Source organism: Arthrobacter sp. EPSL27 (assembly GCF_001512305.1).
GTDB lineage: Bacteria > Actinomycetota > Actinomycetes > Actinomycetales > Micrococcaceae > Arthrobacter.
Genome location: NZ_LNUT01000004.1, coordinates 1,233,328 through 1,248,783 on the forward strand (window position 1 = coordinate 1,233,328; position 15,456 = coordinate 1,248,783).

Below are 15,456 nucleotides of genomic sequence, written 5' to 3' on the forward strand. Positions count from 1 at the left end.
TGGGTTCATGACAGCTTCCGATCACCTGAAAATCACTGGCCCGGAGGACATCCTCGGGTTCATTCCGCACTCCCTTGGCTATTGGCCGGCCGGCAGCCTGGTGGCCATGACCATGCAGGGCACACGGCTGGGAGCCACCCTGCGGGTGGATCTTCCCGACCCCGCCGCCGCCACGAGGTCCGGTCCCGCCGGTCCGGCGGCCTTTGCCCGGTCCGTGGCGTCCTATCTGGCGGCCGACCACGAGGCGGACGGCTCACTGCTGGCCTTCTTCACGGAGGCCGGTACGGACAACGCGCCGTGGGCGCGGCACCTGGCCGAGCTCGAACGGGCACTGGACCACGCCGGCATGCCGGTCCGGGACGCCTGGCTGGTCGGCTCGGACCACTGGCGGAACGCCTATTGCACCGACCCGTCCTGCTGTGCGCCGCCGGGCCGGCCCGTGGACGAGATCCGGAACAGCCGGCTCAATGCCGAGATGGTGTTCCGCGGCAGCGCAGTTGGTGCCGCCCCCGGCGCCTTGGAGCTGTCCCGGCCGGAGCCCGCGGATCCTGCTGTGCTGGAGGCGCAGCGGGACTGGGAGCAGCAGTTCGCCCTGCACTCCCGGGATGCCGCGCAGTTCCGCCAGGTGCTGGAGGTCTGGTCGCGGGTGCTGGACGTCGCGGCGCCGCTGCCCACCTTGCCGGCGGCGCTGGCAGCGTACTTGAGGGCCTCCCTGTGCGTCCTGCCGTGGCGGGACGCCGTGCTGGTGATGACGGCGGCCGGTCCGGAGGCGGCGGAGCGCGGAGCGGCGGAGTTTGGCGTCTTTGATGCCGGAGTGCCGGAGGGCGCGGCAGGCAGCGGCCGGAGCGTCGCCCTGCCCGGGCCCGTCCCAGGCGCGTTCCCGCCTACGCCCTTGCCGCCACTGGACGGCTTTCCGCCCCCGCAGGTGCGCCCCCGGAGAGCGGCACACACCGTGGCGGGCTACGGGGAGGTTCTGCTGGGGCTGGCGCCGCCCGTGCCGGACTGGGGGAGGATGGCCAGCCTGGAACGGATTCTTGAGCAGATCGGTGTCGCTGGCGGCGAGGCCGGTGCCGCCGCCCTTACCGGGCGGGGCTGGATTGAGTGGTGCCGGGGGAAGGGGTCCTTTGCCCATGCTCTGTTCAGCCGCGCGGACGAGGAACATCCCGGCTACCGCCTGGCTGAGCTGTTGGACGAACTGGCTGGCCGGGGGACGCTGTGCGGCTGGGCGGCGCGGAAGGAGACGGCATGGCAGAGGTTTGAGCCGGACGTGGCCTGACCCCGGCAGGCGCCGGGATATAGGGTCCGCCGGTCCGGCCAAGGGTGTCGATTCGAAAAATCGTGAGACAATGGTTGCCGAGACCCGGTTGGGTCCGTGTATTAAGTGCTTGTAGTCTGCCCTGGAAACAGGGAACATTACGGTCGCCCCAGGAGTTCTACTTAGTGGCTCTGCTGGTCGTGATTGCACCTGATGGAAAACACGGACTTGACAGGGTCATAGTGGTGTTGCCCGTATGGTGATTCCACAGACCGCCGCTAGAAAGGTTTTCTGTGACCCCGTCTTCCGCGAAGAAGGAACCCGCCGCCCAGGCCGTATTGTCGCCCGAGGAAAAGAAGGCAGCGACCAGCGCCAAGCGCGCTGCGACGCGTGCTGCCAACAAGGCTGTCAAAGACGCTGCTCTGGCCGAAGGTGACGGCACCGCATCGGCAGTCGCCAAGCCCGAACCCAAGAAGCGCGGCCCCAAGCCCGGTGCCAAGGCCGCGGCCGAAGCCGCCGGCAAAGCCGCGACCGGTGACGACGAAGTCGACGACGACGTCGAGGTTGACCTCGACGACGCCATCGTGGAGGCCGTAGAGATCGGCGACGACGGCGAAGAGGTGCCCGGCAAGGCCGCAGCCGCCGCCACGGGCTCCGGTTTCGTCTACTCCGACGCCGACGATGACGACGCGCCCGTCCAGCAGGTCATGTCCGCCGGCGCCACCGCCGACCCCGTCAAGGACTACCTGAAGCAGATCGGCAAGGTCGCCCTGCTGAACGCCGAGCAGGAAGTCGATCTCGCCCTGCGTATCGAGGCCGGCCTCTTTGCCGAGGAAAAGATCGCCGCTGACGACGGGTCGATGGATCCGAAGCTCAAGCGCGAACTCGAATTTGTCATCCACGACGGCAAGCGCGCCAAGAACCACCTGCTCGAGGCCAACCTTCGCCTCGTCGTCTCGCTGGCCAAGCGCTACACCGGCCGCGGCATGCTCTTCCTGGACCTGATCCAGGAAGGCAACCTGGGCCTGATCCGTGCGGTCGAGAAGTTCGACTACACGAAGGGCTTCAAGTTCTCCACCTACGCCACGTGGTGGATCCGCCAGGCCATCACCCGCGCCATGGCCGACCAGGCCCGCACCATCCGCATCCCGGTGCACATGGTGGAAGTCATCAACAAGCTGGCCCGCGTCCAGCGCCAGATGCTGCAGGACCTCGGCCGCGAACCCACCCCGGAAGAGCTGGCCCTCGAACTGGACATGACGCCCGAAAAGGTCGTCGAGGTCCAGAAGTACGGCCGCGAGCCGATCTCGCTGCACACCCCGCTCGGCGAGGACGGCGATTCCGAGTTCGGTGACCTCATCGAGGACTCCGAAGCCGTGGTCCCGGCCGACGCCGTGAGCTTCACCCTGCTGCAGGAACAGCTCCACTCGGTCCTGGACACGCTCTCGGAGCGCGAAGCCGGCGTGGTTGCCATGCGCTTCGGCCTGACCGACGGACAGCCGAAGACTTTAGACGAAATCGGCAAGGTCTACGGCGTCACGCGTGAGCGCATCCGCCAGATCGAATCCAAGACCATGTCCAAGCTGCGGCACCCGTCGCGGTCACAGGTCCTCCGGGACTACCTGGACTAGGCAGCACCACAGCACCATCACCGTACGGGGTCATTCCCGGCCGTCCGCCAGGACCGGCCGGGAGTGGCCCCGCGGTGTTTGGCGCAGACACTGGTCCCTGGAAAACACCCTTAACGCAGAACGGGCCCCCTCCGAAACCGGAGGGGGCCCGTTCTTGTGTGGTCTAGTCGACCGGAACCGGCGGCTTCTCGTGCAGACGAGCGGTCTCGTCATGCCAGTCGGAGCTCAGCGGCCGGAGCGTCGGTTCTACGGCACGGGCATGGTGGCCGCAGAAAAGAAGCTCACCCCCGGAGGCGCCGAGAACAACCCGGACATACGCCTGTGCTCCGCAACGATCGCACCGGTCGACGGTGGTGAGTGTGCGGTCCGCAACTGCTGTTGTCATGTTCGGCCTCCTTGGTAGATCGGTATACCTATATAACCAGCATTCGCAGCGAAACCATGGCCGGGATGGCCCACTTTCGCTGTGCGCGTATCACGTCTCGGTAACGGGGCCGGGCGCGCAGGCCCACGGGGGAGTGGCGGCGCGCCGCAGCCCGGCACTCCGACTACCCTAGGAAGAGCGCCAAAAAGCTTTCCCCGTCCCGCAAGGACGGTCCCGTTCCTGAAGGAGTTTCCGCCCCGTGGCACCAAGTTCTGATTACACCGCCCGGCATCTCTCCGTGCTGGAGGGCCTCGAAGCCGTCCGCAAGCGCCCGGGCATGTACATCGGTTCCACGGACTCCCGCGGCCTGATGCATTGCCTCTGGGAAATCATCGACAACTCCGTCGATGAGGCCCTGGCCGGCTTCGGCCACGACATCAAGGTCATCCTGCACGCGGACAACTCCGTGGAGATCCACGACGACGGCCGCGGCGTCCCGGTAGACATCGAACCGAAGACCGGGCTGAGCGGCGTCGAAGTCGTTTTCACCAAACTCCACGCCGGCGGCAAGTTCGGCGGCGGCTCCTACACCGCCTCGGGCGGCCTGCACGGCGTCGGCGCCTCCGTCGTCAACGCCCTGTCGGCCCGCCTCGACGTCGAGGTCGACCGCGGCGGCAAGACCTACGGGATGAGCTTCCGGCGGGGCGAGCCCGGCCGCTTCAAGGACGCCGGCTCCCGGCCGGACCCGGCGTCGGCCTTCTCGCCCTTCGTTGACGGCTCCGTCCTGGACGTGGTGGGCAAGGCCAAGCGCGGTGTCACGGGCACCCGGATCCGCTACTGGGCGGACCGGCAGATATTCACCCCCGATGCGAAGTTCTCGTACGACGAGCTCGCAGCCCGCGCCCGGCAGACCTCCTTCCTGGTCCCCGGCCTCAAGATCACCGTCCGCGACGAGCGCCGGCTCGCCGGCACCCCGGGCGAGTCCGGACCGCACGAGGAAGTGTTCCACCACGACGGCGGCATCTCCGAGTTTGTCGAATTCCTCGCCGCCGACCCGGCCGTCACCGACGTCTGGCGGCTGCACGGCGCCGGCAAGTTCAAGGAAACCGTGCCGGTCCTCGACGACAAGGGCCACAGCCACCTCACCGAAGTCGAGCGTGACTGCGAGGTGGACGTCGCGCTCCGCTGGGGCATCGGCTACGACAGCACCGTCCGGTCGTTCGTCAACATCATCTCCACCCCCAAGGGCGGCACGCACCAGTCAGGATTCGAGCAGGCGCTCCTGAAGACCTTCCGCAAAGCGGTCGAAACCAACGCCCGCAAGCTCAAAGCCGGCAACGACAAGATCGAAAAAGACGACATCTTCGCCGGGCTCACGGCCGTCCTGACCGTCCGGCTCGCGGAACCGCAGTTCGAGGGCCAGACCAAGGAGATCCTGGGCACTTCCGCCGTGCGGGCCATTGTGGCCAAGGTGGTGGAGCAGGAGATCACCGCGAAGCTCACCTCGTCCAACCGCAACGACAAGGCCCAGTCGGCGCTGCTGCTGGAAAAGGTCGTCAGCGAGATGAAGTCCCGCATCTCCGCACGCGTCCACAAGGAGACCCAGCGCCGCAAAAACGCCCTGGAGACCTCCTCCATGCCCACCAAGCTCGCCGACTGCCGCACGGACGACGTCGTGCGCTCCGAACTGTTCATCGTCGAAGGTGACTCCGCGCTCGGCACCGCCAAGCTGGCCCGTTCCTCCGACTTCCAGGCGCTGCTGCCCATCCGCGGCAAGATCCTGAACGTCCAGAAGGCCTCCGTGGGCGACATGCTCTCCAACGCCGAGTGCGCGGCCCTCATCCAGGTGGTGGGCGCGGGCTCCGGCCGGAGCTTCGACATCGGCGCGGCCCGGTACGGGAAAGTCATCCTGATGACCGACGCCGACGTCGACGGCGCCCACATCCGGACGCTCCTGCTCACGCTGTTCTTCCGCTACATGCGCCCGATGATCGAGGAGGGCCGCGTCTTCGCCGCCGTCCCGCCGCTGCACCGGGTGGAGGTCATCAACGCCGGGCAGAAAGCCAACGAGATGATCTACACCTACTCGGAGGCGGAACTGCACGTCCTGCTGGCCCGGCTGGCCAAGGAGGGCAAGCGCTACAAGGAGCCGATCCAGCGCTACAAGGGCCTGGGTGAGATGGATGCGGAGCAGTTGGCGGAAACCACCATGGACCCGCGGCACCGCACCCTGCGCAAGGTGGGCATCGAGAACGCGAAACAGGCCGAGGAGACCTTCGACCTCCTGATGGGCTCCGACGTCGCGCCCCGGAAGGACTTCATCATCGCCGGGGCCGCCAGCCTGGACCGGGACCGCATCGACGCCTGACGCCGGCCGGGACCCGGCCCGGCGGCCCGGATAATCCAAGCCGGCGCCGGCCCGCGCCAGTGCCCAAATACCCTCTCACCGGGGATACCTCCTTCCGATAGTGTCGTCTCACGGCCTCGGGCAATGACGCCCGGGGCCGGATTCCGCAGAAAATCAGGAGACCCCTATGAGGCAAACTCGGAATATCCAGCGCGCGGCCGTCGCCGCGACGATCGGCCTGGCGGTCAGCTTTGCACCGCCGGCCGTTGCAGCAACCGGAACCGGCTCCGCGGCCCTTCGCACCGCAGTGTCCGCCGGCAACATCACGACCCACCTCGAAGCCCTCCAGGCCATCGCAGAAGCCAACGGCGGCAACCGTGCGGCGGACAGCCCCGGCTACGCGGCCTCGCTCGACTACATCGATGGCCTGCTAACAAGCGCCGGCTACACAACAGAGCGCCAGCCGTTCAGCTACGACCGCTACGACTTCAGGTCGGCGTCCTTGGAGCGCGTGTCACCGTCTCCGGAAACCTACGCCTACGGCACCGGCTTCCTGGACATGACGTACTCGGGTTCCGGGGACGTCACCGCACCTCTGACCGCCGTCGACCTCAACCTGGCCGGCGACCGCGCATCCACCAGCGGCTGCGAAGCGGCAGACTTCGCCGGTTTCACCGCGGGACACATCGCGCTCATCCAGCGCGGCACCTGCACCTTCCGGATCAAGGCGGACAACGCCGCGGCGGCCGGAGCCTCAGGGGTGATCATCTTCAACCAGGGCAACGTGGTCCCGGGGGATGACCGCCTGGGCCTGTTCGGCGGCACCCTGGACCTGCCGCAGGCCGCCATCCCGGTGGTCAGCACCAGCTACGATACCGGAGCCCAGCTCGCCGGGCTCAGCAGCGTCGTCATGCACCTGGCCGTCGACGCCGGGGTGAGCCGGATCGACTCCTACAACCTCCTCGCCGACACCACGGGACGTGCGGACCGGACCGTGGTGGTGGGCGCACACCTGGACTCCGTGGCCGAAGGCCCCGGCATCAACGACAACGGCTCCGGTTCAGCAGCCATCCTCGAGACGGCACTCCAGATGGCCGAGCTGGGCATCCAGCCGACCAACCGGGTCAGGTTCGCCTTCTGGGGAGGGGAGGAGGACGGGCTGATCGGGTCCGAATACTACGTCTCCCAGCTGTCGGCCCGCCAGCTCAAGGACCACGCGGTCAACCTCAACTTCGACATGGTGGGGTCGCCCAACTTCGTCCGCTACGTCTACGACGGCGACGGCTCCGCGTTCGGTGAGAAGGGACCCAACGGCTCCGCGCTGGTGGAGAAGGTCTTCCTGGACTACTTCGCGTCGCAGGGTCTGCCCGTCGCCCCGACGGCGTTCGACGGACGGTCCGACTACTTCGGCTTCATCAGCAACGGCATTCCGGCCGGCGGATTGTTCACCGGCGCTGAAGACCTGAAGACCGCAGAGGAGGCGGCGGTCTTCGGCGGCACAGCGGGCGAACCCCTGGACCCGTGCTACCACGCCGCCTGCGACGATATCGATAACGTCAACACCGCGGTGCTGGAGGAGATGGCCGACGCGATCGCCCACTCCACCCTGACCTTCGCCATGACCACCTCGGCGGTCAACGGCACGGCCAAGGGCAACGGGACCGGCAACGTGGACCTCGAGTACAAGGCCAACAAGCTGCTCAAGTAGTTTCAGGGCGCACGCTGCCACAGGTGCCGGGCCGCTCTGCCTCCGGGCAGGGCGGCCCGGCCTCTGTGCGGAGGTTTCACCCAGGCTGCCGGTCCGGGAAGTTTTCCGGGCGGCGGCCCGGGTCACCGCTCCCGCCGGAGACCAGCCCGGAGATCAGCCCAGCAGGCCGGGAACGATCAGCAGGGCCGTGGGAACCGCCAGCAGGAGGACGCAGGCCGCCAGCACCGCGGCGCGCGCGGCCTCCGGCAGGGGAGGCTGCGGGGAGAGCAGGCGGCTGACGCGGGACGCCGTCGTCCGGGCCGACCCGGCGCCGCCGGTGGCACCCGGCTGGCCGGATTCGACGTCGGACAGTTCCGGTTCGCCGAACGCCATGCGCGCGCCGGACGCACCGGGGGAGCCGCTGGCCACGATCGCGATCGCCTTGATGAGGGCGGCCCGGCTCCCGGTCTTCAGCGCGACGTCGTCGGCCAGCATCTCGATCAGCGAGCTCACGGCCTCCTGCGACAGCCGCGTGGTGGGAAGCCACGGAAGCGCCTGCCGCCAGGCCGCGAAGGCCCAGAGCAGCAGGTGGTGGCGCTGGTCCAGGTGGGCGTTTTCATGGTTCAGCACGGCCCGCAGTTCGTCCGGTTCCAGTGCGGCCATCAGCCCGTCGGAGAGGACAGTGACCGAGCGGGCGCCGCCCGGCAGGCAATATGCGACGGGGGAATCGACGTTGATCACCATGGTCTGCGGACCGTCCGCGGACGGGGAGGCCAGCAGGGCCAGCAGTTCGCGGTGCCGCCGCCGCTGGCGCTGGATCTTGTAGTAGGTCAGCAGCAGGGTGAACACAAGGTGGGCCGTCAGCAGCGCCGCGGCCGAGAGCGCAAAGATGTGCCAGAAGCCCAGCGCCGTGGTGGGGGCGTTGTTGAACACCATGCCGGCCAGGGAGCGCAGGCCGGCCAGCAGGTTGTCGCCCACGGGCTCCAGGCCGTAGACCAGCATGGCGCCGATCATGGACAAGCCGCCGGCCAGGGCGATCGTCTGCCACAGGAGCATGGCCGTAAACGGCGACCGCGCGGGCCACTGGGCGCGGGAAAGGAGGATAGGCACCGGCCAGGCCAGTGCTATCGCCAGGACCGCCAGAAACCATGAGGTCCAGAACATAGGGCGCTAGTTGAGCCCCAGCAGCTTGCGCAGCGTTTCTGCCTCGGTGTCGGTGACGGATCCAATGAAGCGGGCCAGCACGGCCTCGCGGTCCGGCGCGGACCCCAGGACCTCGTGCATCAGTTCGGCCGTGTGGTCCTCGCGGCTGGAGACCGCCTGGTAGCGGTGCGGGCGCGTGCCGCGTTCCCGCTCCACGAGGCCCTTGCGCTCCAGGCGCGAGAGCACGGTCAGCACCGTCGTGACGGCCAGGTCCTTGCCCTCGTGCCCTGCGGCGCCGTTTTCCGCACGCGTGTTCTGCGCGAGCAGGTCCCGCAGGGTGTTCGCTGTTGCAGCCTCATGGCCTGCCCAGAGCAGGTCCATCACTGCCCGTTCCAGTTCGCCGAGACTCGCCATTCCGTACGTCCTTCGTGAGGGCCGCCCGGCGTATCGACTCTGCCGGGCGGTCGTTAAATACTTCAGCTTTAAATTTACCGTGTTTTGCGCATAGTTTCTACATGAGGTAGAACAGTCCGGCTCCGGCGTGTCGGACAGTCCATTGCGGGCGGCTGTGGCGCGTGCGACCCTGAAGTGCAGGGGACCATCAAAGTGTTCTACACTCTGTAGAAGAATGTTTCTACGTGGCGTAGAAATTGTTTGCCGAGCAAAGTAGGGACTGCCTTGGACGCCTTGGAAATCGCACGCTGGCAATTCGGAATCACCACCGTCTACCACTTCATGATGGTGCCGCTCACCATCGGCCTGGGCCTGGTGGTCGCCGTGATCCAGACCATGTGGCACCGCACCGGCAGGCCGGAATACCTCCGGATGACCAAGTTCTGGGGCAAGCTCTTCCTGATCAACTTCATCATGGGCGTCGCCACGGGCATTGTGCAGGAGTTCCAGTTCGGCATGGCCTGGAGCGAATACAGCCGGTTTGTCGGTGACGTCTTCGGGGCTCCGCTGGCCATGGAGGCGCTGCTGGCGTTCTTCGTGGAGTCCACCTTCCTGGGCCTGTGGATCTTCGGCTGGAAGCAGCTCAAGCCCGCCATCCACCTCGCCTGCCTCTGGATCGCCGTGATCGGCTCGGTCTTCTCCGCCTACTTCATCATCGTCGCCAACAGCTGGATGCAGCACCCGGTCGGCGTCGAAATGATCGACGGCCGGCCTGTGATGACGGACGCCTGGGCGGTCTTCACCAACAACACCGCCCTGGTGGCCGTACCGCACACCATCTTCGGCGCCCTCGCCGTCGCCGGCGCATTCCTGCTCGGCATCGCCTGGTACCACCTGTGGCGCCGCCGCCACGACGGGATCGACACGCTCGGTGCCGATGGCAAGGTCGTCCCCGGGGAGTCCGCCATCCCCGGCCGGGACCGCACCGACCACGCCGTCTGGATCCGCTCCCTGCGGATCGGAGCCGTCGTCGCCATGATCTCCTTCGCCGGGACCGCCATCACCGGTGACCTGCAGGGCAAACTCATGTTCGAGCAGCAGCCCATGAAGATGGCGGCGGCCGAAGCGGCCTGCCACGACGGCACCGGCTTCTCCATCCTGAGCATCGGCAACCTCGGCTCGAAGAACTGCGACGACATCGTGGCCGTGATCGAGGTCCCCGGCATCCTGTCCTTCCTCGCCAAGGGGGATTTCACCACCGAGGTCAAGGGCGTCAACAGCCTCATTGACCAGTACAAGGCCGACTACGGCACGCACCTGCCGGACAACCCCATCTACGGGGAGCGGGCCGGGCAGGAAATCCAGTACGTCCCCGTCATGGAGGTCACCTACTGGGGCTTCCGGATGATGATCGGCTTCGGCGGTCTCGCGGCCGTGGCGGCCCTCGCGGCCCTGTGGCTGACGCGCAACGGAACCGTCCCCGCGTCGCGCGGCCTCATGCGCCTTGCCGTGTTCGGCATCCTGGCCCCGTTCGGGGCCAACGCGGCCGGCTGGATCTTCACCGAGATGGGCCGGCAGCCGTTCGTCGTCGCCCCCAACCCGGACCCCAGCGGCATCGACCAGGTGTTTATGTTCACCGCCGCCGCCGTCTCACCCGGTGTCTCGGCCGGCGAGCTCCTGACGTCCCTGGTGGTGCTCACGGTTGTCTACGCGGTGTTGCTGGTGGTCGAGGTCAAGCTGCTGGTCAAGTACATCCGCGGCGGGGTGGCGGCCGCCATGCCCGAACTCGCGCACGCCCCGGCCGACGAGAACGAGGATGCCACCCCCAAGGGCGGCGGTCCCGGCAAGCCCGGCGACGACGTCCTCGCCTTCGCCTACTAAGCCGCCGCTCCCACAAGAAAACGCAGAGGATACTCAGCATGGAACTGCTTCCCACCATCTGGTTCATCGCCATCGCGGTGCTGTGGACGGGCTATCTCTTTCTCGAAGGCTTCGACCTCGGCGTCGGCATGCTGATGAAGGGCTTCGCCCGGAACAACACCGAACGCCGCGTGCTGCTCAACACCATCGGCCCGGTCTGGGACGGCAACGAGGTCTGGCTGCTGACCGCGGGCGGCGCCACCTTCGCGGCCTTCCCCCTCTGGTACGCCTCCCTGTTCTCGGCCCTCTACCTGCCGCTGCTGCTGGTCCTCGTCGCCCTCATCTTCCGCGCCGTGGCCTTTGAGTACCGCGGCAAGGTGGACAACCCGCGGTGGCGTGCCCGCTGGGACTGGGCCATCTCGCTCGGCTCGCTCCTGGCGGCCTTCGGCGTGGGTGCCGCGCTGGGGCTGACCACCACCGGACTTCCGCTGAACGCCAACGGCGACCGCGAGGGCGGCCCCTTCGCCTGGTTCAGCGCCTACGCCGTGCTGGGAGGCCTCGCCGTCGTCGGTTTCTCGCTGCTGCACGGCCTCGCCTTCCTGGCCCTGAAGACCGACGGGGACGTCCGGCACCGGGCCCGCAAGTGGTTCGTCCGGCTCCTGCCCGTGCTCCTGCTGCCGATCGCCGGCTGGGCCGTCAGCCTGCAGCTGCTCAGCGGGGAGGCGTGGACCGTGGCGGCGGTCGCCGCCGCTGTGGTGGCCGCCGTCCTGGCCTGGAACTTCGCCCGCACGGGAGCCGAGGGCCGCGCCTTCCTGTCCCTGGGGACGTTCCTGCTGCTCGGCAGCGCCTCGATCTTCGGCGCAGCCTTCCCCGTGGTGCTGCCGTCCACCCTGAACCCCGAGTTCAACCTGACGGTTTCCAACGCCTCGTCCTCGGACTACACCCTGGGCCTCATGACGGTGGTTGCCTGCATCGGGCTTCCGCTGGTCCTCGCCTACCAGGCATGGACCTACTGGGTCTTCCGGCGACGCGTGAGCGGTGACCATATCCCCGAGGCCCACAGCTTCCTCCCCGCTATCGCCGCCAAAGCCCTGGCACCCAAGGACTAGCCCAGATGAGACCGCAGTTCCCCGACGGCCCCGCGAACCGCGCCGCCCTTTACCTCCTGGGCCTGCTCGCGGCCCTGAAGGCACTGTCCCTGGTGCTCATGGCACAGGCCGTCGCGTCCATGCTCGCGGGGCTCATGGCCGGGGACCCCGGCTGGGCCGGGCAGCTGTACTGGGGGGCTGCGGGAGTGGTGCTGCGTTCGCTCACCGTCTGGGCGCAGGCCGTGGCATCGCGCCGGGCGGCGCTGGGGGTGAAGGAGGAGCTCCGCTCGCGCCTCCTTGAGCGCGCTCTGCGTAACGGCGCCCGGTCCGCGGGCCCCGCCGACGGCGGCCTGGCCATCCTCGCGACCCGGGGGCTGGACGCCCTGGACAACTACTACACCCAGTTCCTGCCTGCCCTGGTGAACTGCGCCGTTATCCCGCTGCTCCTGGGCGCCCGCATCCTCTACGCCGACTGGATCAGCGCCGCCGTGATCGTGCTGACCGTCCCGCTGGTGCCGCTCTTTATGGTCCTGATCGGCCGCTACACCGAAGACCGCGTCCGGGAGGCGCAGTCCGCCCTGTCCCGGCTCTCCGGCCACATGCTGGAACTCGCCAAGGGACTGCCGGTCCTGGTGGGTCTGGGCCGCGCCGCCGCCCAGCGCAAGGCCCTCGAGGATCTCTCCGAGGAATACCGGCACCGGACCATGGGAACCCTGCGGACAGCCTTCCTCTCCGCCCTGGCCCTGGAACTCATCGCAACGATTTCCGTGGCCGTCGTGGCGGTCTTCATCGGCGTCCGGCTGGTCCACGGGGACATGGCCCTCGAAGCCGGGCTGCTGGCACTGATCCTCGCCCCCGACTGCTACCTGCCGCTCCGTGAGCTCGGCACCGCCCACCATGCCAGCGACGAAGGCCGTGCCGCGCTCGCCGAAACCAACGCCGTCCTCGACGCACCCGAGTCTGTGCCGCTGCACCCCGCCGCTGCTGCTGGTGCGCCGGACGCAGTACCCGCCGGCCCGCCCGCCGTGGCCGTGGCGGGACTGACCGTCCGCTACGGCGGCCGGTCCGGTGCCGCCGTCGGGCCGCTGAGCTTCACCGCGGCACCGGGCCGCATCACCGCGCTCGACGGGCCCAGCGGCGCCGGCAAGAGCACCGTGCTGGGCGTCCTGGCCGGGACCATCGGCAGCGGCGGCGCCGCGGGCCGGCAGACCGCCGTCAGCGGACGGCTGGAAGGATTTACGACGGCGGACCTCGCCTGGGTGCCGCAGCACCCCGTGATGGTCGCACCCACCGTGCTGGAGGAAGTCCGGCTCTACCTCGGGTCCGCGCCGGGAGCGGCCCGGGACGTTGGCGCGGACGCGGACGGTGCCGCCGCCGAACCTGCCGCCGCCAATGCCGCAGCCGAAGGGACCGCCCGGCGCTGCCTGGCCGCCTGCGCCGCGGAGCACCTCGCTGCCAAACATCCCGCCGAACTGAGCCCGGGGGAGTTGCGCCGCGTGGCGCTGGCCCGCGGCCTGGCACGCATCGAAGCGGGAGCCACGGTGCTGCTCCTCGACGAACCCACCGCCCACCTGGACCGAGAATCCGCCACCGCCGTCAGCTACGCCATCACCGGGCTGCGCGGAAAGGTCACCGTCCTGCTGGTGGCCCACGACCGGCAGACCCGGGAACTCGCCGACCAGCTCGTCGCCGTGGCACCGGGCACCCCGGCACCGGGTACGCCTGCTCCCTCCATCGCAGCCGCCGCCACAGCCGGCACCGCCGCCACTACCGCCCTGGCGGCTGTCCAGACAGAAGTCCCGGAGCCCCGGACGGCCGACCTCGCCGCGGCCCCCTCAGGGCCGGAACCCGTCGCCGCGGAACCCGCAGGCACCGCGGACCCCGCTGAAACCGCAGGCAGCGGGGACCCCGGCGCGCCCCACGCCGAGGGCCACTCCCGGGGCGCGTCCACCGCAGCCCGGCTCCGCCGGCTGCTCGCACCGGTCGGCGGGAAATTCGCCGCCGCCGGCGCCGTCGGCACGTTGTCTGCACTGTTCGCCGTCGCCCTGGCCGGGCTTTCCGGATGGCTGATCATCCGCGCCAGCGAGCAGCCGCCCATTCTGTACCTGCTCACCGCGATCGTCGGCGTGCGCTTTTTCGGGATCGGCCGGGCGGCCCTGCGCTACCTCGAACGGCTCCTGCTGCACGACGCCGTCTTTTCCGCCCTGACCCGGCTCCGCGGCAGGCTCTGGGAATCGCTGAGCCGACGCGCCCTCTCGCTGCGCCGGCTGCTGCAGGGCGGCAACGTCCTGGGCACGGTGGTGGACGACGTCGACACGGTCCGGGAGCTGCTGCCCCGCGTGGTCCTGCCGCCGGTCACCGCCGTGGCCGTTGGAGCCGCCGCCGTCACCACCATTGCCCTGCTGCTGCCGGCCGCGCTTCCCGCCGTCATTGCGGCCGCACTGGTGAGCCTCGCGGGCGCCCCGGCCCTGGCCCTGGCAGCGGACCGGATGTCCGCCCGCACCGAACAACGGCTGCGGTCCGGCGTCCTCCGCCAGGTTGCGGCCGCCCTCGATGCCCGCGCCGAGCTTCACGCCAACAGCGTCTCCGGCCCGGTGCTGGCCGCCATCACCGGTGCCGACCGTTCCGCGACCGCGGCCTCCCAGCGCTCGGCCTGGGCCGAAGGGCTCGGCCAGGGGCTGACCGTCCTCGCCTGCGGTACCGCCGCCCTGGCCAGCGCCGTGCTCGCCGCCCCGCTGGCCCTCAGCGGAGCGGTGGAACCCGCGACGGTCGCGGTGGTGGTGCTGCTGCAGCTGGCACTCGTGGAACCCTACGCCGCCATCACGACGGCGGTCCGCCAGTACCCGGCCCTGCGGTCGGTGCTGCAGCGCATCGGCGAAGCCGGCGTCCTGGACGGCACTGGTACAAGTGCTGGTAAAGGCAGCATTGCCGACACCAGTGCCGGTACCGGTGAAGACGTCGTCGGCGGCCTCGTCCCGGTGCCGGGCCGGCCCGGCGGTGCGCCCGGGCTCGAACTCCGGGACCTGGCAGCTGCGTGGCCCGGCGGCCGCGCGGTCTTCACGGGGCTGTCCGCCGCCGCGGCGCCCGGGCGCTGGCTCGCCGTCACCGGGGCGTCCGGGTCCGGCAAGTCGACGCTGCTTGCCGTCATCCTGGGTTTCCTCCCGGCAGCACGCGGCCAGATCCTCCTCACCGGACGTGCCGCCTGGTGCCCGCAGGAGGCACACCTCTTCGATTCGACCATCCGCGGCAACCTGCTGCTGGGCCTTCCGGACAGCAGCCGCGGGGCAGACACGGACCCGCTGCTCCGGAAAGCCCTGGCTGCGGTGGGGCTGGAACCGCTGATCGGGCGGCTGGAGCACGGCCTCGACACACGGATCGGACCCGGCGGGGCGTTCCTCAGCGGCGGCGAACGCCAGCGCCTCGCCGTCGCCCGCACCCTCCTGACCGGGGCGGACGTGATCCTGCTGGACGAACCCACGGCCCATCTGGACGCGGAGTCCGGCCGGGCGCTGATCGCCGAGCTCCGGCACGGCCTGCGGGACCGCACCGTGGTCATTGTGACGCACAACCCGGACGACATTTCCCCGGAGGATGCCCGCCTGGACCTTGACCGGGCCGCGGCCGTGGCACGCCCGGCGGAGCCCGCGGCGTTGCTGGCGCGGGGGTAAGCCGGACGTTAGCCTGTTGC

At 69.3% G+C, this 15,456-nt stretch carries 10 protein-coding genes; 7 read left to right on the top strand and 3 right to left on the bottom strand.

Going from position 1 to position 15,456, the window contains the following annotated elements:
* Positions 1 to 7: 7 nt before the first annotated feature.
* Both AR539_RS10170 and AR539_RS10175 read left to right on the top strand, forming a co-directional pair.
* Entirely contained in the window at positions 8 to 1,276 is a 1,269-nt protein-coding gene (locus AR539_RS10170) for a DUF4192 family protein (protein ID WP_066435728.1), read from the top strand.
* A gap of 272 nt (positions 1,277 to 1,548) precedes the next feature.
* Positions 1,549 to 2,886, top strand: a complete 1,338-nt coding sequence (locus AR539_RS10175) for an RNA polymerase sigma factor (protein ID WP_066435731.1) — start codon at positions 1,549 to 1,551, stop codon at positions 2,884 to 2,886.
* Between the two features lie 163 nt (positions 2,887 to 3,049).
* On the opposite strand, the gene AR539_RS19030 is transcribed toward AR539_RS10175, so the two are convergent.
* Positions 3,050 to 3,271 carry a DUF7455 domain-containing protein gene (locus AR539_RS19030; protein WP_082492737.1) on the bottom strand — a complete coding sequence of 74 codons (222 nt, stop codon included), beginning with the start codon at positions 3,269 to 3,271 and terminating at the stop codon, positions 3,050 to 3,052.
* Between the two features lie 238 nt (positions 3,272 to 3,509).
* Between AR539_RS19030 and AR539_RS10180 the strand changes: the two genes are divergently transcribed.
* Together AR539_RS10180 and AR539_RS10185 are read left to right on the top strand one after the other, a co-directional pair.
* Positions 3,510 to 5,618, top strand: coding sequence for a DNA gyrase/topoisomerase IV subunit B (locus tag AR539_RS10180; protein WP_066435734.1), 2,109 nt, complete (start codon positions 3,510 to 3,512; stop codon positions 5,616 to 5,618).
* A 166-nt stretch (positions 5,619 to 5,784) separates the two neighbouring features.
* Entirely contained in the window at positions 5,785 to 7,305 is a 1,521-nt protein-coding gene (locus tag AR539_RS10185) for a M20/M25/M40 family metallo-hydrolase (protein ID WP_066435737.1), read from the top strand.
* Between the two features lie 153 nt (positions 7,306 to 7,458).
* Here the strand turns inward: AR539_RS10185 and AR539_RS10190 are convergent, their stop codons facing one another.
* Positions 7,459 to 8,448 carry a M56 family metallopeptidase gene (locus AR539_RS10190; protein ID WP_066435740.1) on the bottom strand — a complete coding sequence of 330 codons (990 nt, stop codon included), beginning with the start codon at positions 8,446 to 8,448 and terminating at the stop codon, positions 7,459 to 7,461.
* Between the two features lie 6 nt (positions 8,449 to 8,454).
* Positions 8,455 to 8,841, bottom strand: coding sequence for a BlaI/MecI/CopY family transcriptional regulator (locus AR539_RS10195; RefSeq protein ID WP_066435746.1), 387 nt, complete (start codon positions 8,839 to 8,841; stop codon positions 8,455 to 8,457).
* Positions 8,842 to 9,105: 264 nt separating this feature from the next.
* Here AR539_RS10195 and AR539_RS10200 point away from each other — a divergent pair, with 264 nt between their 5' ends.
* The 3 genes from AR539_RS10200 to cydD are packed head-to-tail and all read left to right on the top strand — an operon-like array spanning position 9,106 to position 15,436.
* On the top strand, positions 9,106 to 10,701 hold the full coding sequence (locus AR539_RS10200) for a cytochrome ubiquinol oxidase subunit I (protein ID WP_066435749.1): 1,596 nt from the start codon (positions 9,106 to 9,108) through the stop codon (positions 10,699 to 10,701).
* A gap of 38 nt (positions 10,702 to 10,739) precedes the next feature.
* A complete protein-coding gene (cydB, locus tag AR539_RS10205; protein WP_066435751.1) occupies positions 10,740 to 11,789 on the top strand; it encodes a cytochrome d ubiquinol oxidase subunit II in 1,050 nt (349 codons plus the stop codon).
* Positions 11,790 to 11,794: 5 nt separating this feature from the next.
* Positions 11,795 to 15,436: a thiol reductant ABC exporter subunit CydD gene (cydD, locus tag AR539_RS10210; RefSeq protein ID WP_066435752.1), complete on the top strand. Its 3,642-nt coding sequence runs from the start codon at positions 11,795 to 11,797 to the stop codon at positions 15,434 to 15,436.
* The last annotated feature ends 20 nt before the right edge of the window (positions 15,437 to 15,456 follow it).

What these genes read in the sequence shown, in the direction of transcription:
- cydD (WP_066435752.1), top strand. Translation starts at nt 11,795, where the DNA reads ATGAGACCGCAGTTCCCCGACGGCCCCGCGAACCGCGCCGCCCTTTAC.
- AR539_RS10170 (WP_066435728.1), top strand. Translation starts at nt 8, where the DNA reads ATGACAGCTTCCGATCACCTGAAAATCACTGGCCCGGAGGACATCCTC.
- AR539_RS10185 (WP_066435737.1), top strand. Translation starts at nt 5,785, where the DNA reads ATGAGGCAAACTCGGAATATCCAGCGCGCGGCCGTCGCCGCGACGATC.
- cydB (WP_066435751.1), top strand. Translation starts at nt 10,740, where the DNA reads ATGGAACTGCTTCCCACCATCTGGTTCATCGCCATCGCGGTGCTGTGG.
- AR539_RS10195 (WP_066435746.1), bottom strand. Translation starts at nt 8,841, where the DNA reads ATGGCGAGTCTCGGCGAACTGGAACGGGCAGTGATGGACCTGCTCTGG.
- AR539_RS10190 (WP_066435740.1), bottom strand. Translation starts at nt 8,448, where the DNA reads ATGTTCTGGACCTCATGGTTTCTGGCGGTCCTGGCGATAGCACTGGCC.
- AR539_RS19030 (WP_082492737.1), bottom strand. Translation starts at nt 3,271, where the DNA reads ATGACAACAGCAGTTGCGGACCGCACACTCACCACCGTCGACCGGTGC.